This is a genomic window from Flagellimonas lutimaris (assembly GCF_051494225.1).
GTDB classification, from domain to species: Bacteria; Bacteroidota; Bacteroidia; order Flavobacteriales; family Flavobacteriaceae; genus Flagellimonas; species Flagellimonas lutimaris_A.
The window spans coordinates 83,000-106,045 of the sequence record NZ_JBNPYE010000005.1 but is presented as its reverse complement, the minus strand read 5'-3'; the positions used below and the strand labels follow the sequence as shown (position 1 = coordinate 106,045).

The window sequence follows — 23,046 nt, the reverse complement described above, 5'->3', positions numbered from 1 at the left end:
GGTTGAATTCTAAAGATAATTTTAAGTAAACGGGGGTGATCGGGAAATCAATCCTCTATTTTGGGAACGATGACCTCCAAAGTGGACGTCCTAAGGCCAATGGTTATAAAATCCCCTTCCATGGTATGGAATTCCCCGTCGATCTGAACCTCGAATGGCGTATGCTCCGAACGCTTCAGTTGGATTCCCTTTGTCTGAAAATATTGGGCTTCCTTTAGCAGGTGTGGCCTTCTCAGTAAAAGTAAAACCCCCAGCCATAACATTTTGAAGCGATTGATCTTGGAAATGATCATGACATCCAAAAGACCATCTTGAAGGCTGGCCTTGGGGGTCAGGCTCATGTGATAGCCCATCACGCTCGTATTGGAAACGAAGACCATGAATGGCTTGACCATCATCGACCGATCTTCAAGGGAAATCTGGATTTCCTGGGGCCGTTTCAATTCCCGAATTGAGGTGATGCATGCGCCGAGATACCCCATCAAGGTCCTTCTTTGTGAGGACTCGTAGTTTTTGATCACACTGGCATCGAAGCCTACCCCTGTATTGCTAAAAAAAAACCGATCATTGATGGTACCCGTATCAATGGTAATGGTATGCGGATTGCGCAATAGGGAAAGGGCCTGGCGCAGGTTTTTAGGAATATCGAGGTTGGAGGCAAGGCCATTTCCCGACCCCAAGGGAACAATTCCCAGAGGAATCGATGTGCCCAAAAGGCACGAGGCCACCTCGTTTATGGTCCCATCACCACCACAGGCCACGATGATGTCGGCCCCCTGTTCAATGGATTCCCTTGTCAACACCTCGGCATGTGACCTATATTCGGTATACTTTACCGTCAATTGATGGTAGCTCTTGATAAAGTACTGTTCCAAATGCTCCAAATGCAACCACCGTGTTCCTTTTCCCGCGATGGGATTGACAATGAAATGAATGTTACGGTATCCCATCAATCCTGAAGTTTGAGCCCTCCATGGGTATATAGGTAATCGGCCACTTGGTACCAGGAAACGGTACGCTCCAAAAAGGAAGTATCCGAGGGTACGCTCTTTAAGCTGTTATCGAATGGGTCCCATAGATACCCATTGGCATTTTTTTGGTCCCCCAAGACCATGAGACGATTCCCTTGCAGGAGACCCAATTTTCGATAGTTACCTATAAAAGCCCTTCCTTCATCAGGATTCATTTTCAGGACATCCTTCCCAAAAAGGTTCGAGGAGTATTCCCAACCCAACAGGCCAAAAAGTGTCGGGAACATATCGATTTGTGAACATTGGGTGTCGATCTTTTGAGCTTGCCCTTCGGACAGGTTCAGGATCATAGCGGGTATTCGATAGTTTTGGACATCCAATTCCCAGCGACCTGCACTACTGGCACAGTGGTCGCTCATGATCACAAAGACAGTATTTTTGAACCATGGCTTCTCTTTTGCCTTACGCAAAAAGTCGCCAATGGCAAAATCGGTGTATTTGACAGCGCCGTCCCGTCCCGTACCTGAAGGGATATCGATCTTTCCTTCGGGATAGGTATAGGGTTTATGGTTGGAAGTGGTCATGACAAAATCGAAAAAGGGTCTATTCCCGCTATGCGCCAAATCGGCTTCCTTCAGGACCTTGTTATAGATATCGGCATCACAGACCCCCCAGGCATTTTCAAAGGTGACCTCGTCATCATCGATATTGGTCCGCTTGGTATGGACCTTCTTATCCAAGAGAAAACCCCGCCCCCGGTCCACAATATTGAACCCATTGCCACCAAAAAAAGAGTTCATGTTGTCGAAATAGCCATCTCCCCCATAGAAAAAATTCCGTTCATATCCCTGTTGCCGAAATACTTCACCGATGGTGAACAGCCCGGTATTGTCCAACCGTTTTACGATGCTCCGTCCAGGCGTGGGCGGTATCGACAAGGTTATGGCCTCCATTCCACGAACCGTTCTGGTACCGGTGGCATACAGATTGGTGAAGAAAAGGCTTTCACCAGCCAGGGAATCCAAAACAGGTGTGATCCCCTTTTCGTTGCCAAAAGATCTTAGGAATTTACCACTAAGGCTTTCGATACAAATAAAGATCACATTGGGCTTTGCAACGCTTGCACTGCTGTCGGTGGGCACAATGGTCCGTAGGATGTCCTTTTCAGTTGGATGGGCAAAGGAAACCCCATCTTGGGTCAATTCTTTTTTCACTTGGGAAAAGGCCTTTTTATCATCCATGGTCCAATAGAATTCTGGATAAGGCAGTTCATTGTTGCGAAAAGCGGCAAAAAAGGAATAGATACCGGCTTTGGACAGTTCATTATTGTAGCGGTTCCCGGACCAATCCGCCTGTTCGTTGGCCAAGTAAGAAAGGGATAGTACCATCAGCAATATCCAAGGAAGGGCGGGCAAGGTCCTTTGCCTGAAATTCGTTCCGTGGGAGAAGGTCCTTTGGAACACCCCCAACTTGGACAACGCCAGAAAAGTCAAGGTGACCAACACCAAAAGGGTACCGATCAACAGGGGCAACGGATAGGATTCATTAATGTTCCGGACCACCTCATAGGTATAGATCAAATAATCCACTGCGATAAAATTGTACCGTCTATGGAACTCGTCCCAAAAGGTCAGTTCCCCAAAAAATGAAAAATAAATAATGACCAATCCCAGAAAAAAACCAAAATAGGTAAGGATACGGTCTACTAGGGAACCGTGCCATTTTTCGGCCACCAATGCCAGATAAACCAGATATGGGGCCACAAAAAAGGATAAGGTCGCCACATCAAAGACAAAACCTACCAAAAAGGTCCAAAAAAGAGAAAGGATACCTGTATCGGTCTCATGGAAATCCCAAATCAAAAAGACCACCCTTACGAGAAGGGAAAGGCCTAGAAAAATAAGTGCAAAGGCCCTCAAAAGGGCGAGTCGTGACGGGAAACAGGAAAGCGCCATGTTACTTTTTGGGGCAAACCTAAAGGGCAAATCTTAAGGAAATTTAAAGTTACCTCACTGTAAGATCTAGGTCAACAATATCGGTTCAAAATGATCAGTCGTTCTCAATAACGACCCTTGAGGTGAAACGATAATCGTCCGGTGGAATGAACAATATATTGGCATTCTCTTCAAAATAGATCCCAAACAGTTGTCCCTTGTCAATAATTTCAAAGATGTAGTGGGTTACATTGCCCATATTGCGTTCATAGATGCCACACACCATACCATCTGGAAAAGCTGCATCGATACGGTAACTCAATTCCTTGGGAACTTCCTCGGGACCCACTTCGAGCTCGAAATACCTTAGTTGCCCCTCAGGACTGTAACAAGCGGTCATGTCGTTGAACTTTTCCATATAAAAGGAAACCAACCAATCCCCATTAGGCTTTCTTTTCCACCGGGCACTCCGGCTGTTCAAAAACTTGGATCTGAAAGCTCCCCTTATCGCATCGGGAACTGTTGGGGAACAGGCATGGGCCAAAAGGAACACCATGGTTGCAGAGGCCCAAAGTCGAAAGGGAAACCTTGGAAAAGGTTGTACCCATAATCGTTCGGAATTCCTCATGGCCTCAACTGACATTATTAAAGGTTGGAACAGCTGTAGACCTGAAAACAAGTTTACCCGGCATGGTCAGGGACGGCGGGCCATCCACGTCCCCAAAAAAGTCGGGATGCAAAACATCCCGACCACATTCAAAAACCAAGTAACACTTTAAACCTAAACTTATATCAATCATGTTCTTCCTCTTCTTCCAATTCCTTTTTTTGGATCAAGGTCCCATTGGAATCGATCACCACTTCCACGCTTTCCTCTCCCTTCTCCATTTCAAATTCATACACCAAGCCCTTTTCCGTTTCCGAAACCTCCGCTTCTTCGACTTTATAACCAGGCAATTCCCTTTTTAAGGTTGTTGCAACAGTAGAGGGAATATCCTTTTCCTTAATTTCGTGTTCCGTTTCTTGCCAGTTCCCATTCTCGAGAAAGTTGGCCGAATACTCCATACCATCCATTTTGAATTCGGCTTCCCATTCCGTGTCGGATTCCTTTTCCCATTTCACTTTTTTTGCCCGCGGAAATTTTTTCTCAAAGGCAGCCTTTACCTTTTCGGGAACTGGGGAATTCCCCTTAAATGCAAATATTCCCAGTACCAAAACCGCAACAAGCGGCAATCCCATTACCAATCTTTTGTTCTTCATGACCTTTTAATTTTAAAGTTGATTAAAGCTACCAATGGAATCTAAAGATGGTTTAAAGGAAATCTAAAGTTCAAAAAATAATAAGGACTTGATTTCCAATGGAACCTTTTGGCATGATGGGCTACAACTTGTATTTAAATCCGATCCTAAAAATCTGGGTCTCGAAATAATTTTGGTAGAGCGCTGTAAATCCATTTTCCGATATTTGTTGGCGGATCCCGAACCTGTTGAGGATATCACTGGCGGAAAAGGTCAGTTCCGCCTTTTTGTCCCAAAGCTGTTTCTTGAGACCCAAATCAATGGAGGAACGTGAAAGTTCCTTGCCCTGGGGAATATTCTTGTCGGAATAATAAATCCCCGTCACCTGGATTGAAAAATCCTTGGGCAGGACCATTTCCGTGCTCACTTTGGCATTCCATGCATCGGCAGTTGATTTTTCGGTCGAAAAACTTCGCTCATAGGGAAACAAAAGGGTTCCTTGGTAGGCATCAATGGTGTTGGAAAACCAGTTAAATGTTCCGGAAACCTTCCAATTATTGGTGATGTCCTGTCCCATTAAAAGTTCCAATCCGGTATTGGTGGCCCTACCCGTATTTTGATAGATCCGGTTTACAATGTCATACTCAGGGTTTGAATTGTCAATACTATAAATTCGCATGTATTGGTCTTGGGTCATCCGATGGTAAACAGCGGAATACAAAGACCCACTCCCCCATGTATATTTGTGCGCCAGTTCCAAACTATTCGTAAACTGAGGGCGCAAATAGGGATTCCCTACTTTTAATAGTTCGGGGTCGTCATATTTTGGAAAAACCCTAAGTTCCGGCTCACCCGGACGATCAATTCTTCGATTGTAAAATGCCGAAATCTTGTTGTGGGCATTTAATTTATAGGTGAACCGCACGTTGGGAAACAGTTCAAAATAATCGTATTTGTCATTATTGGGATAATAGGCATTGGCCGGATCCAAATCATAGAAAACGTTGGTCTGTTCGGCACGAATTCCCGTTTCCACATCATATTTTTCTTTCTCCAGAACATAGTTCACATAACCGGCATACAAGTTTTCGCCCCAATCGGAAAACGTTCCCAGATCAGGATAGATAATGGATTGATTCCCCGGAGTGATCGTATAATCCACCGGCAATCTTCTGATCCGAAGTTTGGCCCCGAGTTCCAATCGCCCTGAACTCAAGGGGCGAACATAATCAGAAGCAAGGGATGTGGTATTCTCAATGGCACGGATGTTCGTCATATCCGTTCCGATCCTTACCGAAGAACTATCATTCAGGGAATAGGTTTCATCTTCCAATCCTTGGGTGTACTGGGCACTGGCACTTAACGTATGGCCTGGTTGTTCAAATTTATGTCTGTAATTTACCGTGGCATTGATAAAACGGGTTATTTCCTCCTCTTGCCAACTATAAAAACGATTTCTATTATTCGTATTTTGGTTGATGAAGGCAACTTGGGCCGAATCGATATGCCGCTCTCGGTCATAAAGTCCCGAAAAGGTGAAACTATTTTTGTCGTCCATCTCGTAATCAATTCCACCATTGACTATAGATCGGAATTGTTTTCTGTTCTCAGGTACCTGTGAAATAATGTTCCTGCCATCATCATAGTTACGCGTGGTAAACTCATTGTTGGGCAAAGCCTCTTGTAAAATGAATTCGGACTGAAGAAAATAATTCACCTTGTCCTTTCTATAATTTAAGTTGAGGCTGGTGATCACTTTCGGGTTGGCCGAAAAACTTCCTAGTTCCGTGGGTGTATCCGCCCGTCTTTTTCCAAGGGCACCCAGGCCAAATGAAAGTCCTACATCTCCATTCAACCCAGTCTGTTTTTCTTTTTTATAAATGATATTGACGATACCCGCAAATCCGTTGGCATCGTACTTGGCCGAGGGATTGTTGATGATTTCGATTTTTTCAATATTGGAGGCCGGAATATTGGCCAGACCTTTTTGATTTCCAAAACCTGTTAGACTGCTCTGTTTTCCATCGATGAGCACCACCACTTTATCACTTCCTCTTAAAATAACTTTGCCATCTTGATCAAAGGTTACTCCCGGGAGCGTTTTCATGGCATCCATGACCGAACCCCCGGATTGGGCAATGTTATCCTCCAGATTAAAGGATTTTTTATCGAGGGCCGCATTGGTAGTGGCCTGCCTACCCACCACCTCAACTTCTTCAAGCGATTGAGCATCAGGGGAAAGGGAAATGGTTCCCAGGTCAAATACGGTATTCAAACCGCCTGCCACAAGCTTTCGTTCCACCGTGGTAAAACCGATATAGGAAAAATCGAGCCTATAGTCCCCAATAGGTAGGTCCAAGATCTGGAACCGGCCATCTTCATCGGTAATCGCCCCGGTGATCAATTCACCATTGCCGTCGCCGTGCACGGCGACGTTGGCAAAGGCCAGGGGTGTTTTGGAATCGGCATCGACCAACTGGCCGCTAATGGAAATACTCTCTTGCGAGAATAGGGCTGGGATAGAAATGAAGAAATACAATAATTGCTTAAACATGGGATCAATTTTAAGGTCCGGTCCGAAATTAAGGGATAAACCTAAAGGAAATTTAAAGCTATGGTTTACAACCCAAAATCCACCGTGAACACATGCCTGCCTTCAAGGTATCGATACGTGACCTCAAATCCGTAGAGATCGCAGATCCTTTTGACCAATGCCAATCCCAGACCTGTCGCCTTGGCACCATCGGCCTCCCGGTAAAAACGATCATAAAGTTGTTCAGGTTGCTTTAAGGCCTGATGTCCCGAATTGGAAATGGCAATTTCCCTTGGACCTGATTTGACCAGAATGGCATTTTCCCCCTCACTATATTTAATGGCATTGGAAACCAAATTATTACAAAGAATATTGGCCAAATAGGGGTCCATGGGCACCACTATGGCATGAGAAACATCCAAGACCACGGCGTTGCTCGAAATCTCACTGAAATCCAATACAGTGTCCTCCATGAGCTTTGCGATATCCAAAGGTTCCACATTGCCGAACTGACTGTTCTCTATCTTGGTCAACAGGGTCAAACGCTTGGTCATCTGGGAAAGACGTTGGATATCCTTTTGGATGGAGGTCAATTGTTCAAATTGCCCTTCCTCCAAATCGAAGTCTGAATTGATGACATTCTCTATTTTGGCCTGTATGATCGCCAAAGGGGTCTGCATTTCATGGGAGACGTCCTCGGTATACTGTTTTAAGTTCCGATAATCCGATCGCACCTTATTGGTCAGCAGGGTAATTTCTGATTTGAGTTCGGAGAATTCCAAAATTTCACTATCGAGTAATGAAATGTTCGATTCAGAGGTAATCGAAAATTGCTTCATTTGTCTCAGATTGTGAAAAAAGGGATACCATATTTTTTGGTTTCGGGACCGGTTCAAATAAAAGAGGGAGACAAAGACCAGAAATATGATGATCAAATAGGATATCACCACGGCCATCAAGATGCTGTCCGACTCTACGACAAGGGCCCTGACGGTGATCATGTACGTTTCACCCTCTAGGGTTGAAAAAGTGGACAGTTCACGGAATTCCTCCATTTCATCTTGGGAAGGGTCGTAGATTACGGTATCCTTCAGAATTTCCTTGCCCATGACGGTCACTTTTTGAATTTCGACCATGGGCGGTAATTGGTACATGTTCCCATTGTCTAAAAACGAGCTTTCGATCCGGGCCTCTGTGGACCTAAGTTCCTCCTCGACCTCACCTTGAAGTAAGATCCTTAGGTAATAATAGAGTCCCAATGTACTGAGCAACATCAAGGTGAGACTGACCCAGAAGAAGGTGATGGAAGTTTTACGTATTAAAGGAATCTTCTTGGCCATTATCAATCCGCTATAAATTTATACCCACTACCGTAGGCCGTTTTAATGTATTTGGCCCCCGCTTCGGTCAATTTTTTTCGTAGGTTGTTGATATGCACATAGATAAAATCAAAATTATCGGCCAAATCACTGTTATCGCCCCAAAGATGTTCGGCAATGATCTCCTTGGACAGCACCCTACCCTTATTGGTAACAAAAAACAATAGCAAATCAAATTCCTTTTTGGTCAAAGCGAGGTCATTATTATCTACATAGGCTGTCCTTGACCGGGTATCAATGGAAATCTCATTGAATTCGATGCGATCCGATCCCCCGAACTTGCCCCTTCTCAACACGGCTTTGATCCTCGAATTAAGCTCTGCCAAATGAAAGGGTTTGGTCAAGTAATCATCCGCTCCCAAATCCAATCCTTCCAGTTTATCATCCAGAGAGTTGTTGGCTGAAATGATGATAGTCGGGGTCTCCGTACGATGCTTCTTCAATTGCTTGAGGATGTCCAGCCCACTTCCAGTGATCAGGTTGATATCCAGTACTAGAAGGTCATACTCATAGAGATCGATCTTGTACAAGGCCTCATGGTAATCAGACGCCCTTTCGCAAACATTGCCATCCCGTTCCAAATACACGGCAATGGAATCCAATAGTTCCAGTTCATCCTCTGCTATCAAGATTTTCATATCCTAAATTTAGGCTATAAAAATATATTTCAAATCTTTAGGAATTCTAAAGCCTTGGTCTCGGGGGGGGGGAATGTTTCAACTTTTGCAACCGACCTCCCTTTCAATCCTTCATGGACCAACCATTCCATTAACTTTACGAAAGGTTCAATATATTCATTTGTTTTGAGGGGTTGTCATTTAAATATGGTTTACCGTTCAGGGCCAATATTATGGTTTTATGTTGTGCTGAAATTATGTTTTTATGCTAAAGCATACAATTACAAGGAATTAAAACCAAAAAAGCTTTTAAAGGAGGTTAATCGTGACGGTTGATCTTGGCAAATAACTTTGACATACTCTCCCCATCGATAGCCTTCATATCGATCAATGCCAACGACTTTACCATATGCAAGGTACTGGTCTTATATTTCAGAAAATGGGGCGTTTTTAAATGGGACTGATAGGCCGCGGAATCTGCATAGATTTCCAAAAGCCTTATTTGATCCGGTCGTTCAGATTCCTGCATGGGATAGATACATAGTACCCCTGGTTCCAATCTAACGGATGCTTCCGATTCCTCCTTCAATATTTCAAGGTACTGATCGATATAATCATTGAAAATTACAATTTCCGCTATTCGGATAAGCATATTTGAAGGGTCCGTATTCACGGGAATATTTTTTGATGCATCTTGACCATGGACATTCATTGAAATAAAAAGAAGACATAGATAAAAAAAGGACCTCATGGTTCAAAATAAATTAGCTGCAATAAAATGTTCAAAGGTCACCTCAAGAACCAATCTCCAGAAAGGTATTTGGTGACTTATGATAAAAGTACTGTTTTATAGCATCATTCCCCACGAAATTGGACAGGCGATCGACCTTCCCTTTTTTTAAAAAAATGACTGAAGTGGTTGGGCTCCGAAAAACCAAGGGCGAAAGCAGTCTCGGTAATACTCCAATAGGTTTCCCGAAGCAATCGCTTTGCTTCCCTAAAAACACGGTCAGAGATGATCTGGGTCGTTGTTTTTCCCAAATGACGCTTTAGTACTCTGTTCAAATAATTGACATGCACCTTCAGGCTTTCCGCATAATACGAGGGACTTCGTTCCAAATGATGGTTCCTTTGCGCCGGGAATTGGTTTTCCAATAGACCCAGAAAACGTTGGACCAATTGGGCTGTGTTTGTATGCTGCTTTCCAATATCCATGAGAACCGTTCACCCTATTTACCTACCCTACTTTTCAAATGGGCCGGATAACGGTCTCCCACAATATCGATTTCCAGTAAGGCCCTTTGCAGCTCAGCCAAATCCTTTTCAGTCAACTTTACATCAACAGCCCCTATGTTCTCTTTTAAACGATGTGATTTCGTAGTTCCTGGAATGGGAACGATAAATGGTTTTTGTGCCAAAAGCCAGGCTATGGAAATCTGTGCAGGAGTGGCTTCCTTTACTAAGGCAATGGCATTCAATACATCAACCAACCCTTGATTGGCCTTTCTATTTTCTATGGAAAATCGGGGGACTATATTCCTAAAGTCATTTTCGGAAAATTGGGTTGTCCCATCTATCTTTCCGGTCAAAAACCCTTTGCCCAAGGGACTGAAGGGCACAAAACCGATTTGGAGTTCCTCCAGCACCGGTAGCACCTCCTTTTCGGGTTCTCTCCACCATAACGAATATTCACTCTGTAATGCCGTAACGGGCTGTTCGGCATGGGCCTTTCTAATGGATTCCACGCCTGCTTCGGAAAGCCCGAAGTACTTCACCTTACCTTCTTTAATGAGATCTTTGACTGTACCGGCCACATCTTCCATGGGCACCTTTGGGTCCACCCGGTGTTGGTAAAACAGATCGATGACGTCGGTGCGCAATCTTTTTAGGGATTCCTCTGCTACCTGTCGTATCCTTTCCGGGCGACTGTCCAAATCCTTTTTGGAATCCCCGTCCTTAAAACCGAACTTGGTGGCAATCACTACTTCATCCCGAACGGGTTCAAGAGCCTCCCCTACCAATATCTCATTTTCAAAAGGACCGTAAACTTCCGCCGTATCAAAAAAGGTCACCCCTTGCTCATAGGCTTCCCTGATCAATCGTATTCCCTGTCCCCTTTCGGTTGCAGGCCCATAACCAAAGCTGAGTCCCATGCATCCAAGTCCAATAGAAGATACCTCCAATCCTTCTTTTCCCAATACCCTTGATTCCATACACTTTTTTTTACAAAAATAAGGCTGAGGGCCTGCCTAAGAAGTATATAAAATACTGGTATTACTACCATTTTCACTTATATAAAAAAGGGAAAGAATAGAATCAAGGAAAGGAAATGGACCGACTACAATGGCAATCCAAAAATCAAATAGCAAAGGGCTGGTCGTATTGTCGCTTGCCAGTCTGTTGGTAAAGAGCATTTGCAAGGGCCGCAAATATCGGTGGGAACATGGGCTCTCCCAATCCTGTAGGGTCGATTTGGTTTTCCATAAAATGGATATCGATTTGTTTTGGTGCCTCCGTCATCCGAATCATACGATAGGTATCAAAGTTCTTTTTCATCGGAACCCCATCTTTAAAAGTCAATTCTCCATAAAGGGCATTTCCGATTCCATCCACGATACCTCCCTCGGCCAGGTTTTGTGCGGCATCTGGGTTGACCACGATCCCACAATCAAGGGCACAGGTTACCTTTTGGACCATGGGTCTTCCATTGTCCACCGCTAGATCAAGTACATGTGCTGCATAGGAATTGTGACAAAAATATGCGGAAACCCCTCTTTTATCTTTAGAGGGTCCGTCTTTCCATTGGCTCTTTTCCCGGACCAGTTCCAATACCCCGGCGTAGCGTTCGGGATCGTAGTCATTTCGTTCCCCAACCGGATTGTTCTTGGCCCTTTCCAACAACTCCAATCGAAAGGCTATCGGGTCTTTCCCTGCCAATTCGGCCACTTCGTCCAAAAAGGACTGTTCGACCCCGGCCATAAAATTGGAACGGGGCGCCCTGAAGGAACCAATGGTAATATTGGAGTTGATGGTCCAGCTTTCCGCTAGGTAGTTCTCCACGGCTCCTGCAGGGAACCTATTGGCATACAAGGGACTTTCCGGAATACCTCCGGCTTTGACATGGAACCCGATCAAATTGTTGTCCTTGTCCAATGCGGCACGGTAGGTGGCATGATAGGTGGAACGGTAGATTCCTCCTGTCATATCATCTTCCCGGGAATAGACCAACTTTACAGGGGCCTTGACCTCACGCGAGATCAAAGCGGCCTCGATGAGCCAATGGGCATAGGACCTACGTCCATATCCCCCACCCAATCGGGTCATTTGGATATCAATATTCTCAACGGGCATCCCCAAGCGTTCCGATAGTGCATGTTCCGTAAGTTCAGGTTTCTGCAAGGGTCCTTTCAGCAGGGCACTTTCGTTGGTGACATGGGCATAAAAATTCATCGGCTCCATACAATTGTGGGCCAAGAATGGTGCGGTATACGTTCGTTCCAATACTTTGTCCGCCCCTCGGAAAGCAGCTTCAGGGTCTCCGTCCCTTCGGGCAACGGTAGCTCCCTTTATTGCCATCTCTTCCATGCTTTGCCTATGCTTTTCACTGTTCTCCAAACCTGCAGGAATGGTCAAGGTCATCGCAGGACCTCCGTAGGGCACCCGTTCCTCCGTATAGGTCTCAAAAGGTTCCCAAAAAACCTCAACAGCCTTTTTGGCATTCATCACTTCCCATGTGGACTCCCCAACCACGGCCACCACCTCCAAAAAAGTACAGGTATCAAAATGCTGGCGGACATAATCATCCTCCAAAACCTTCACTTTGAACACCTCCTTGATTCCAGGCATGGTCTTGGCCTTTGAAGCATCAAAGGACTTTAATTTCATTCCAAAGGCAGGGGGATGAATGATCATGGCCACAAGCATCCCTTCCTCTTGGGTATCTATCCCGAACAAGGGTTGGCCAGTCACAATTTTTTTCGCATCCACATTTTTTTGGGATGTCCCTATGATCTTAAAATCGGAAATATCCTTTAGTTCCACGGACTCGGGCACAGGAAACTTTGCGGCGGCACTGGCAAATTCCCCGTATCCCGCGGATTTGCCACTGCCCTTATGGTGAAGGGTGCCAGACGAAGTTTCGACTTCCCCAACCGGCACGTTCCAGGCCTGTGCCGCAGCCTCTTTGAGCATTTGCCTTGCAGATGCCCCGGCCGTCCTCAAACCGTTCCAACCACGACGTATGGCTTGGCTTCCCCCTAAAAACTGAAAGGAAAAGGCCTCTGTATCCAAAGGGGCCTGCTCCACAATGACCTTGTCCCAGTCCACGTCGAGTTCCTCCGCCACGATCATGGGCATGGAAGTCTTGACATTCTGGCCTCCTTCCGGATTGGGGGACATGATGGTCACCATACCATTGTCACCGATCTTCAAAAATCCGTTGACCTGAAACCATTCCTTGGGCAATGCCTGAACCTCTTCCGGGGTCAATTTACAGGATGCAAGCCAGTTAAAACTCAACAACAAACCTCCACCAGCAAGCGCTGAACCTTTGATAAAAGAGCGTCTTGATAGTGCTGAAGAAGTTGTTGTCATGGTTACCCGTTTTATTTAAAAAATTTAGATTCGATAATCTTATCCGACCAAAGGAGGTCTGTCCGTAGCAAATGGTTGTCTATAATGCCTTCTGCCCGTAGCCTTATAAATGGCGTTGGACAAGGCTCCAAAAACAGGAGGGAAAGGAGGTTCCCCCATTCCTGTGGGATCAACTTCGTTTTTCACAAAATGGACCTCAATATGTTTTGGTGCCTCGGCATGTCGTATCATTTTATAGGTGTCAAAATTCTTTTGTTGTGGGCTACCATCCTTAAAGGTAAGTTCTCCGTACATGGCATTTCCCACACCGTCCACAATGGCGCCTTCGGCCATGTTCGAAGCGGCATCCGGATTGATCACTATACCACAGTCAATGGCACAGACAACTTTCTCCACTTTGGGGGTATCCCCGTCCATCACCACATCGACCACATGGGCGGCATAACTGTTGTGACAGAAATAAGCGGATACGCCTCTATGGGTTCCCGCGGGCACTTGGGACCAATTGGATTTTTCACGTACCAAACGTAATACCCCGGCCAAACGTTCAGGATCGTACTCATTGTTCTCCCCTACCGGATTGTCCTTGGCTCGCTGTAAAAGTTCCAATCGAAATTCAATGGGATCCTTGCCTGCCAATTCTGCCACCTCGTCCAAAAAGGCCTGTTCCACACCTGCCATGAAATTGGAGCGTGGTGCCCTAAAGGCCCCGATGGTAATATTGGAATTGATTTCCCACTGTTGCGCCAAATAATTGTCAACGGTACCTGCTGGGAACCGGTTGGCAAAAAGTGGTGTTTCGGGGATACCCCCTGCTTTGACCTGAAAGGCCACCAGATTGTTATTCTCATCCAAAGCCGCCTTATAGGTAGCCTGATAGGAAGGACGATAAATACCAAAGGTCATATCATCCTCCCGCGTATAGACCAACTTCACAGGAGCCTGCGCCTCTCTGGATATCAGGGCAGCTTCCACGGCATAATGGCCATAGGCCCGTCTTCCAAATCCACCACCCATTCGGGTCAATTCGATCTCAACATTTTCAACGGGCATGCCCAATCGGGCCGCTACGGTCGGAGCGGTCAATACCGGTGCCTGCAAAGGACCGGCCAATTTGGCCATATCCTCGGTCACATGGGCAAAAAAGTTCATGGGCTCCATACAATTGTGCGCCAAAAAGGGGCATGTGTACGAACGTTCCAACGTTTTGGCCGCTGAGGCATATACACCTTCTGGGTCGCCATCCTTACGGGTGGTCGTACCCGATCTGGTGGCCATTTCATCCATTTGGGCATAATGGCCCTCCGTACTTTCCAGTCCACTGGGAACCTCCACTTCCACTTGGGTACCAAAACGGTCCATTTTAAACTTGGAACCCGCAATGGGTTCCCATTGGACATCCAATTGTTTTTTGGCATTCATCACTTCCCAAGTACTCTTGCCCACAATGGCGACCACATCGGTAAAGGCATTGGTATCAAAATAGCCCCTGGCAAAATCCTCTTCCAAGGTCTTTATCTTAAAAACATTTGTGATGCCCGGCATGGACTCGACCCGCGACCCATCAAAGGATTTCAATTGGAGTCCAAAGGCCGGTGGATGGACCACCATGGCCACAAGGGCCCCATCAAACTGATAATCCAATCCGAACAAAGGTTTTCCGGTAATGATTTTCTGGTTCTCCACACTTTTTTGGGAAGTCCCGATAATGGTAAAATCCTTCACTTCCTTCAAGGAAACTTCTTCAGGGACCTCCAACTTTGACGCCTTTGAAGCCATCTCACCATACCCTGCGGACCTCTCCGAACCTGTATGGCTCAGCACTCCATTGGAAACGGTAATCTCAGATGCTGGAACCTGCCAGGTTTCCGCTGCTGCGGCCACCAACATTTGCTTTGCCGTTGCCCCGGCCATACGCAGGCCTTCCCAACGACGTCTAATGCCCTGGCTGCCTCCCGTGAACTGCCATCCATATTCCTCTTGATCAAAATTGGCCTGCTCGACCAAAACATTTTTCCAATCCACATCCAGTTCATCCGCCACGATCATGGGCATGGAGGTGATCACCCCTTGACCAAACTCCGGGTTTGGGGACATAATGGTCACTACCCCATTATCCCCTATTTTTAGGTAAGCATTCGTCTCAAACCATTCCTTGGGCATTTCCAATGCCGCCATGGTCTCCACGTCCTTGGGTTTGCAGGCATTCAATAGACTAAAGCCAAGCACCAGTCCGCCACTTGCCAAACTGGTGTTCCTAATAAAAGCCCTTCTCCCTATATGCGTTTTCATTACACTCATCTTATTGTCCTTTAATGGTCTATGTGTTACTTTCCGCAGCCAGTTTTACCGCTTTCTTGATCCTTATATAGGTCCCACAACGACAGATGTTCCCGTTCATGGCCATTTCTATCTCCTCATCACTGGGGTTAGGGTTCTTCTGCAATAGTGCTGAAGCCGTCATGATCTGTCCGGCCTGACAATACCCGCATTGGGGCACATCCACTTCCAACCATGCCTTCTGTACGGGATGATCCCCATTTTCCGATAAACCTTCAATGGTGGTGATTTCAGAATTCCCGACCATGGAAACCGTCAACATGCAAGATCTGGTCGCCGTACCGTCCAAATGAACGGTACAGGCACCACATTGGGCGATACCGCAGCCGTACTTGGTCCCGACCAAGTTCAGATGGTCCCGTAGGACCCATAACATGGGGGTACTGGGATCTACGTCCACCGTATGTGACTTCCCATTGATATTCAGATTGAAATTTGCCATAATCCTTTGTTTTTTATGAAAATAACTATTTTGTACCGAATAGACCTACTAAATTCAAACCCCTCCCTATTTTGGATAGGAGTTCCCTTTTTCTATTTTGATAACACTTGAAGTGCATGTAACCAAGATTCGACCATGCCTTCCACTTCTTTCTTGCGTTGCCCTTTAATTGCCAGGTAAATACCGTCCCGTTCACTACCACCTTTGATGGACAATTCCTTGAGCAAGGTACTACCCTGACAAAGTTTCATAATGGTCTGGATACAGCTTCCGAGACCATACCCTCCATTGGTATTAAAAGGTACGACAGTTTTTCCTTTTAGGTCATGGGACGAGAGAAAGCTTTTCATGGGTGGTGGCAACTGCATCCCCCAAGTGGGAAAACCTAGAAACACCATATCGTATTTTTCCATATCCAATCTATTCTTCAATGGGGGTAAATACCCTGTTCTGTTTTCCTCGGCCACCTGTTCCACAATGGCCCTATAATTTTCAGGATATGGGGTCACCAATGCCAAGGCTTCCAATCGCCCGCCCATTTTATTATGGATGATTTCAGCCAGGGTCTTCGTGTTCTGTGTACGGGAAAGATAAATGATCAATATCCGCTCGGGATCAACGGAACCTTTTTGGGCGGACAGGCCCTGAACCATCAACAACGATACCCATAAGACCAACATGCGTTTTGCCATTTCCCCCTTTTTTACGAACTTATTTTAGATAGATGTCATCCGTCACCTTGTCCAACCATTGTGTCGGGCCATCTATCCTACTGGTGATGGCCACCTGCACGAATTCTTCGTCCGTGCTCGCCCCATGCCAATGTGGGGTATTCGCAGGACATTTGACTGCATCCCCTTTCTTCAAAATCCTTTTCGGACTCCCTTCCTCTTGGTAAAACCCTTTCCCGGACAGGGTCAATATGATTTGTCCATTGGGATGGGAATGCCAATTGGTCCTGGCGCCAGGTTCAAAAGTGACACTGCCCACCGAGTTCTGGTTGAGGCTATCGGCATCCACCAACATTTGCAACCATGCGGTCCCAGTAAAATTAGCATTGGTGATCTTATTCCCCTTATCAAACACCCGTACCTGAGGCACATCTCCCTCCATCGAAACGGATGTTTCCTTTCTTTGTTGACAAGAGATCATGGCCAAACCCATAAGGATACTCCATAAAAACAGCTTACAGTTCATTGCTTTGGGAAATTTCAAGGTTGTTTCTATAAAATGCATCCAGTTTGTCCACCGCTTGATCCACATACTCCGGTTTCCAATAGGTTTGGATATGGGTGGCCCCATTGATCAAGAATAACTCCTTGGTCTTGGCATTGACGGCCTTTTCAAAGGCTTTGTCCGTCATATAATAGGTATCTGCCTTACTCCCGGCGATCATCAATAAGGGCTGATCGATCAATTCAATTTCATCGGTGGCATCCCAGGTTATGAGTTCCAATAAGCTGCTCATGGTATAGCCCCCACCCGAATTGGGATGGGCATGGGTTTTCCCATAATAGATATACCCTTCCCTATAGAGATCGAAGGGCATGGCAGCAATCTGTTCTTCCGTTAAGGGAGGTGTTCCTTTCCCTACATACAATACTTCCCCACCATTGGCTTCTTGTTCCCTTGCTTTGGAAGCTTGCTCCAACCGTTCTTGGATGCTCTCCACTTGGGATTTCAAGAAACCATTGCGTCGTACTTCTCCGGAATTGAACATGCTCAACGTGGCAACGGCCTTAAAGCGTTTGTCCGACTGTGCCGCCTTCAAGGAGTATCCACCTCCGCCACAAATGCCCAAAAGTCCAATGTTCCCTTGATCGACCCCTTTGTATTTGGAAATATAATCGGCCATCCCATGGATATCCTCCACACGATTGTGGGGTGTGTCCACATTTCTGGGTTCCCCTCCACTGGCACCCTGATAGGCGGCATCTGCGGCTATGGTCACAAAGCCCAGTTCCGCCAATCGTTGGGCATAAAGGCCCGCCACTTGTTCCTTTACCCCTCCATTGGGATGGGCCACCACCAGGGTGGGATACTTGTGTTCCGCATCAAAATTCGGTGGGGTATATACATTGGCGGCCACTGTAATGCCGGAACGTTCATAGGTCACCGGGTGTATGTTCACCGCTCCTCTTTTGTTTTCCATAATGGCACCTGCATATACCAATCCAAACGGATTCTGTAGCTGCTGTGCCCTTGTTTCCTCCACGGCCCCAATGATCATCATCATCAACATTAAAATTTGTGTCTTTTTCATCTCTTTTTCTTTACAATCTTATTCCCTTGCCGCCAAAACGGCTTCCAATACGTTATGGGCATCGTCGGCCTTTTCTTGATCGGCCGTTACCTCAATAAGTTTTACAAATTCCTCCAACTGTGCAGCCGTCAGACCGACATTCAGGGATATGTTCATATGACCTCTGAGCATCGGATCCAGATTGCCCAGGCTGGCAATGACTGAAATGGTCGTCAACTCCCGCTGAGCATAGGTCAATACATCCCTTTCAAACAGGTCTGCGAACAAATGCTCTTTCAGGAATACATCCATTTCTGGGGAAAATTGCTGATAGGCAGGTTTGGGCCCGTCCATTTTGGCCAACACCAATTCCTCCAAGGTCTCAATGCCCCTATCGTATTTGCTCCTAGAATCCACAATGGGTGAGGCCTCTTTGCCCCAATCATCCTGAATGCCCTGTTCCTTTCTCTTTTCGATCACCTCCAAAAAAGTCTGGAGTCCCCTGATACTTCTCGGAAAACCACTATAGGCATAGAGATGTACCAATACTTCCTTGATCTCGTTGACAGTCAACCCCTCATCCAAACCATGGTCCAGAGTCACCGAGAGCTCCTCCATTTTACCCTGCGCGGTGAAGGAAGCGATCTTGACAATACTCTTTTGCTTCTCGTCCAATAGTTCTGCGTTCCCAATCTCTATTTGCGCCATCAAACCCTGCAGGCCCGCCAGGCAACAAAAAAGACATACAATACTTTTCATTCGTTCCTTTCCCATAATCCTATTTCTTTGTTATTAATTCATTCATAATTCACTTTTTACCTCATTTCTAAGGATGTGGAAGCTTGGAATGCCCCAGCATCTTCTTGAGCCATAAAACCATTCCTCTGGGGCTTCCAATGCTTCCTACACCTAAAAAAGGTGTGTTCATCTTCCTGTCTCCTAAGGCAGTGCAAAGGCCATAATCGAACCGGATGGGTTTTCTTTGGTCCCTCCCACGGATAGGGCCACATACTGCTTTCCATCCACAAAATAGGAGCAAACGTTGGCATTGTTGGCCGCAGGTAATTCCTGTTCCCATACCTTTTTCCCCGTTTTCTTGTCAAAGGCCCATAATTTTTTATCATCGGCACCACTGATGAACACCAGGCCACCTGCGGTCACCATGGGTCCTGAACGCGCCAAAAGCCCTGTTTCTGGTCCTCCCTCCTCTTGCAGTTTTTCATCGTTCCCCAAGGGAATTTGCCATTCGTATTCCCCTGTGGTCAGGTTCAAGGCGTTCAAGGTGTTCCAAGGACCCTTCATGGCTGGATTGCCCGAAGGATCGCTCCATGTCCGATATGGGGTGATGTTCATATACCTCACTGGTTTTTCTTCCCCACTTCCTTCTATTTCATCCTCCGTAGCGGCATCTTGCAATTCGAACAAATAGGCCAAAACGCCCCGTTCCTCACGTTCTGTCAACACGCCTTTATAACCTGGCATCATCCCACCGCCTTGACGGATCTTGTCAAGGACCTCCGTTTCGGAGCGTCTGTCCTTGAGATCTACCAAGGTAGGAATAGTAGGCCCCACCCCTTTTTTATCCGCACCATGACAGGCCACGCAATGCTTTTCGTAGGTGACCCTTCCCAATTCGTATCGGGTATTGTTCTGTGCGGCAAAATGTTTGTCCGCATCCACAATGGTCTGTATTTCAGGGAGGTTGTTTCCCCTGATATAGAGGTAATCGGTATCTGGATCATAGGCCAGGCCTCCCCAGTTGGCCCCACCCCTTGTCGCTGGAAGGGAAAGCGTCCCTTTTAAATCTGGTGGTGTGAAGAGCCCCTCATATCGTACCGAACGGAACGTTTTCAATATGGAATCGTGATCGGCATCCGAATAATGGTTCAAATCTTCCTCCGTCATGGATTGCCGTACAAAGGGTGCGGGTTTCAAGGGGAAGGGTTGTGTTTCAAAGGCCACTTCACCGGGGAGATGGGATTCGGGCACCTTCCGCTCCTCGACAGGAAAGATGGGTTCCCCTGTTTCACGGTCCAAAACAAAGATGAAGCCATGTTTCGTGGCCTGGGCCACAGCATCGATTTCCTTGCCATCATGGTTGATGGTCACCAAATTGGGGGGACTGGCCAGATCGTAGTCCCATATATCATGGTGTACCGTCTGAAAATGCCATTTATAGTGTCCCGTTGTGGCATCCAAGGCCAACACACAATTGCCGTATAGGTTGGCACCGATCCTATCGGCCCCATAATAGTCATAGGAGGGGGATCCCAAGGCCAAGAAGACCATGCCCCTTTCCTTGTCGATGCTCATCCCTGCCCAACAATTTACGCCACCGGCATATTTATAGGCATCCGGTGGCCAGGTCTCATAGCCGGGTTCACCAGGATGGGGAATGGTATGGAAGGTCCATGCGAGCTCGCCCGTCCTCACATTATAGGCCCTGACATATCCTGGAGGTGCTCCATAAAAATCGGGCAATCTAGATCCAATGATGATCAAATCGTTGAATATACTTCCCGGTGTGGTCAAGGTGACCGATATTTCATCGGGATTGTCCCGAACGCCTACATTCAGGTTGACCTTGCCATTTTCACCAAAAGAAGTGACCGCTTTCCCCGTTTTGGCATCAATGGCGAACAAGTTGTTGCCCGCGGAATACAGGATACGCTTATCATCACCATCCTCCCAATAGGTCACGCCACGACTGGCAGCAGTGGGTTCATCCTCACCAAGGGCCTTGAAGGCCCAAATCTTTTCTCCGGTCGCTGCATTGATCGCATAAACCGTCTGGCTTCTGGAATTGGCATACATGATACCATCGATGATGATGGGATTTGCCTGGCTGGATACCACAGGCTCTTCCCCATCGGCCACGTCATCGGCATGAAAGGACCACACGTTCTCCAAATTGTTGACATTGGAAACCGTGATCTGCTCCAAAGGGGAATAGCTCGTTGCCTTGGCATCCGCTTTATACGCGGTCCATGTATTGTCCCATTCCGATTCCTCCTTTTTACAACCGGCCAGCACCAATAGCGCCAAAAGGCCCATTCCGTATGTTCTCCAATATTCCAATCTGATTTCCATGGTCGTGTTTTTCCTTAATTCTTTTTCCAAATCTTTTATATCCCCCTTGATTGTAATTTCTCCCGTATTTTCACCGCCTTTTCTATCAAATCCAATCGTGCTTTTCTGGGATCTATTTTGCCCACAGGCACACCATTTGACTGTATGTCCAATATCATATTGCTTTCAGGGGTGTATCCAGGCCATTGCGGCAAACCTTCCCCATTGGGGTTTCCGGTCTTGGCAAAATTGGCCCAATACGTATTCATGGTTTCTGCCAATTTCTCATCTTCCGCTGTCTTTTCGGGATTTCCCCAACGGGCATCCAGGGTATTGAACACATAGGATATATCGGTTCCATGTCCGGCGCCATAGGGCATCCGTTCCTTCATGGGATCGGAAACAAAATCAAAATGATAGAAATAGACCGGTTCTCCTGCGGCCACAAAGGTATTGGCCGTAAAACGTGCGGGTTCGGCCCATACCCAGTCCGTATTGAACTTGGCGATCACCTCCGCAAACTCCTTGTCCCCTTTGGGATCGTAAACAGATTTGGCTTCACCGCCCAAATCCCCGAACAGGGCAAAAAGTTCCTCCTTGGTACTGGAGTTGTTGACAAAACTGCCCCCGACCTCTGCACTGCAGGAACCGATCATCAAGGGCACTTTCGCCTGTCTGTTCGCTATATAGGCACTCTCAGCGGTCTCCACCACCAATGTACCGTCCAAAATAGGCCCTGAATAGATACGGGGACCTCCTTGTCCATCGGTCTCCTGGCCACCATCAACGATCTCCTCTACTGGGAGGGCACGCAGTTTTGCAAGGGCATCGGCATCCGTTCCCTCGACACCATGTTTTTTGGCAAAGTTGATCCCAATGGTCTCCGCGGACTCTTTATAGAAAATATCCGCATTCTCTTCACGGATCGGCCTACCGGTCAACACCCCGTCCCTGGCCCCACCGGAATGGCTTATGGCCTTATCAAACAAACCTAGTGCATCGGGAATTGTCATCAAGGAATGTACCGATACCCCTCCTGCCGAAAATCCAAATATCGTCACGTTTTCCGGGTCGCCCCCAAAGGCACCTATATTGCGCTGCAACCATTGCAGGGCAGCGATCTGGTCCATATAGGCATAGCTGCCCTTGGCTTCCCCGGGATGCTCGTCACTAAGGGCTGGAAAGGCAAAATGGCCCAATCGGCCCAACCGATAGTTGAAGGTGATCAAGACGACCCCTTGCTCCGCAAAGGCATCGCCGGCAATTCCGGCCCCGGAACCACTCCCACCTGTAAATCCACCACCATGGATCCAAACCATGACCGGCAACTTATCCTTGGCCGTGGCATCGGCTGGCTTCCATATGTTCAGGTACAGACAATCTTCTGATGAGCCTTCGACAATACTACCAGGTGCTCCGCCCCATCCGGACTGCGCACAATCAGGGCCGTAAGTAGAGGCCTCACGTACTCCAGTCCAAGCTGATACGGGTTGTGGGGGGCGCCAACGAAACTCCCCGACGGGCGGTGCCGCATAGGGTATCCCCTTAAAACTGACCACATCATTGACTTGAACCCCTTTCAGGATACCCGACTCCGTGGTCACCAAATCGGTATCTTGCCCCTTTTGTTGGGCCCCCATCACCACACTGAACAGCAATAGCAAACCCATAATACTTTTTTTCATTT

General features: G+C 46.9%; 19 protein-coding genes. All 19 read right to left on the bottom strand.

Going from position 1 to position 23,046, the window contains the following annotated elements; genetic code table 11:
• Nucleotides 1-47: 47 nt before the first annotated feature.
• On the bottom strand, nucleotides 48-950 hold the full coding sequence (locus tag ACQQ5U_RS11505) for a diacylglycerol/lipid kinase family protein (protein ID WP_437397652.1): 903 nt from the start codon (nucleotides 948-950) through the stop codon (nucleotides 48-50).
• Nucleotides 950-2,926: an LTA synthase family protein gene (locus ACQQ5U_RS11500; RefSeq protein ID WP_437397650.1), complete on the bottom strand. Its 1,977-nt coding sequence runs from the start codon at nucleotides 2,924-2,926 to the stop codon at nucleotides 950-952. Before ACQQ5U_RS11500 ends, ACQQ5U_RS11505 begins: the two co-directional genes overlap by 1 nt.
• Nucleotides 2,927-3,020: 94 nt before the next feature.
• Nucleotides 3,021-3,548, bottom strand: coding sequence for a hypothetical protein (locus ACQQ5U_RS11495; RefSeq protein WP_437397648.1), 528 nt, complete (start codon nucleotides 3,546-3,548; stop codon nucleotides 3,021-3,023).
• A gap of 149 nt (nucleotides 3,549-3,697) precedes the next feature.
• Nucleotides 3,698-4,165 (bottom strand): PepSY-like domain-containing protein, encoded by a 468-nt coding sequence (locus ACQQ5U_RS11490; protein WP_437397646.1) that lies wholly within the window; start codon nucleotides 4,163-4,165, stop codon nucleotides 3,698-3,700.
• 121 nt (nucleotides 4,166-4,286) lie between these two features.
• On the bottom strand, nucleotides 4,287-6,698 hold the full coding sequence (locus tag ACQQ5U_RS11485) for an outer membrane beta-barrel protein (RefSeq protein WP_437397644.1): 2,412 nt from the start codon (nucleotides 6,696-6,698) through the stop codon (nucleotides 4,287-4,289).
• 65 nt (nucleotides 6,699-6,763) lie between these two features.
• A complete protein-coding gene (locus ACQQ5U_RS11480) occupies nucleotides 6,764-8,017 on the bottom strand; it encodes a sensor histidine kinase (RefSeq protein WP_437397643.1) in 1,254 nt (417 codons plus the stop codon).
• A gap of 2 nt (nucleotides 8,018-8,019) precedes the next feature.
• Nucleotides 8,020-8,694: a response regulator transcription factor gene (locus tag ACQQ5U_RS11475; RefSeq protein WP_437397641.1), complete on the bottom strand. Its 675-nt coding sequence runs from the start codon at nucleotides 8,692-8,694 to the stop codon at nucleotides 8,020-8,022.
• A 298-nt stretch (nucleotides 8,695-8,992) separates the two neighbouring features.
• Nucleotides 8,993-9,424, bottom strand: coding sequence for a putative quinol monooxygenase (locus ACQQ5U_RS11470; protein WP_437397639.1), 432 nt, complete (start codon nucleotides 9,422-9,424; stop codon nucleotides 8,993-8,995).
• 104 nt (nucleotides 9,425-9,528) lie between these two features.
• Entirely contained in the window at nucleotides 9,529-9,888 is a 360-nt protein-coding gene (locus ACQQ5U_RS11465; RefSeq protein ID WP_437397638.1) for a helix-turn-helix domain-containing protein, read from the bottom strand.
• 14 nt (nucleotides 9,889-9,902) lie between these two features.
• Complete coding sequence (locus ACQQ5U_RS11460) at nucleotides 9,903-10,886, bottom strand: aldo/keto reductase (protein ID WP_437397636.1); 984 nt, start codon at nucleotides 10,884-10,886, stop codon at nucleotides 9,903-9,905.
• A gap of 145 nt (nucleotides 10,887-11,031) precedes the next feature.
• Nucleotides 11,032-13,266 (bottom strand): molybdopterin cofactor-binding domain-containing protein, encoded by a 2,235-nt coding sequence (locus ACQQ5U_RS11455; protein ID WP_437397634.1) that lies wholly within the window; start codon nucleotides 13,264-13,266, stop codon nucleotides 11,032-11,034.
• Nucleotides 13,267-13,305: 39 nt separating this feature from the next.
• Nucleotides 13,306-15,567 carry a molybdopterin cofactor-binding domain-containing protein gene (locus ACQQ5U_RS11450; protein WP_437397633.1) on the bottom strand — a complete coding sequence of 754 codons (2,262 nt, stop codon included), beginning with the start codon at nucleotides 15,565-15,567 and terminating at the stop codon, nucleotides 13,306-13,308.
• A gap of 19 nt (nucleotides 15,568-15,586) precedes the next feature.
• Entirely contained in the window at nucleotides 15,587-16,048 is a 462-nt protein-coding gene (locus ACQQ5U_RS11445; RefSeq protein WP_127137635.1) for a (2Fe-2S)-binding protein, read from the bottom strand.
• A gap of 92 nt (nucleotides 16,049-16,140) precedes the next feature.
• Complete coding sequence (locus tag ACQQ5U_RS11440; protein WP_437397631.1) at nucleotides 16,141-16,740, bottom strand: flavodoxin family protein; 600 nt, start codon at nucleotides 16,738-16,740, stop codon at nucleotides 16,141-16,143.
• Nucleotides 16,741-16,759: 19 nt separating this feature from the next.
• On the bottom strand, nucleotides 16,760-17,245 hold the full coding sequence (locus ACQQ5U_RS11435) for a cupin domain-containing protein (protein WP_437397630.1): 486 nt from the start codon (nucleotides 17,243-17,245) through the stop codon (nucleotides 16,760-16,762).
• Nucleotides 17,235-18,311 carry an alpha/beta hydrolase gene (locus ACQQ5U_RS11430; protein ID WP_437397628.1) on the bottom strand — a complete coding sequence of 359 codons (1,077 nt, stop codon included), beginning with the start codon at nucleotides 18,309-18,311 and terminating at the stop codon, nucleotides 17,235-17,237. The genes ACQQ5U_RS11435 and ACQQ5U_RS11430 overlap by 11 nt, the downstream gene beginning before the upstream one ends.
• Nucleotides 18,312-18,329: 18 nt before the next feature.
• Nucleotides 18,330-18,998, bottom strand: coding sequence for a carboxymuconolactone decarboxylase family protein (locus tag ACQQ5U_RS11425; RefSeq protein ID WP_437397627.1), 669 nt, complete (start codon nucleotides 18,996-18,998; stop codon nucleotides 18,330-18,332).
• A gap of 231 nt (nucleotides 18,999-19,229) precedes the next feature.
• Nucleotides 19,230-21,380, bottom strand: coding sequence for an outer membrane protein assembly factor BamB family protein (locus tag ACQQ5U_RS11420; RefSeq protein ID WP_437397625.1), 2,151 nt, complete (start codon nucleotides 21,378-21,380; stop codon nucleotides 19,230-19,232).
• Nucleotides 21,381-21,415: 35 nt separating this feature from the next.
• Nucleotides 21,416-23,044, bottom strand: a complete 1,629-nt coding sequence (locus tag ACQQ5U_RS11415) for a carboxylesterase/lipase family protein (protein WP_437397623.1) — start codon at nucleotides 23,042-23,044, stop codon at nucleotides 21,416-21,418.
• Nucleotides 23,045-23,046: the final 2 nt, after the last annotated feature.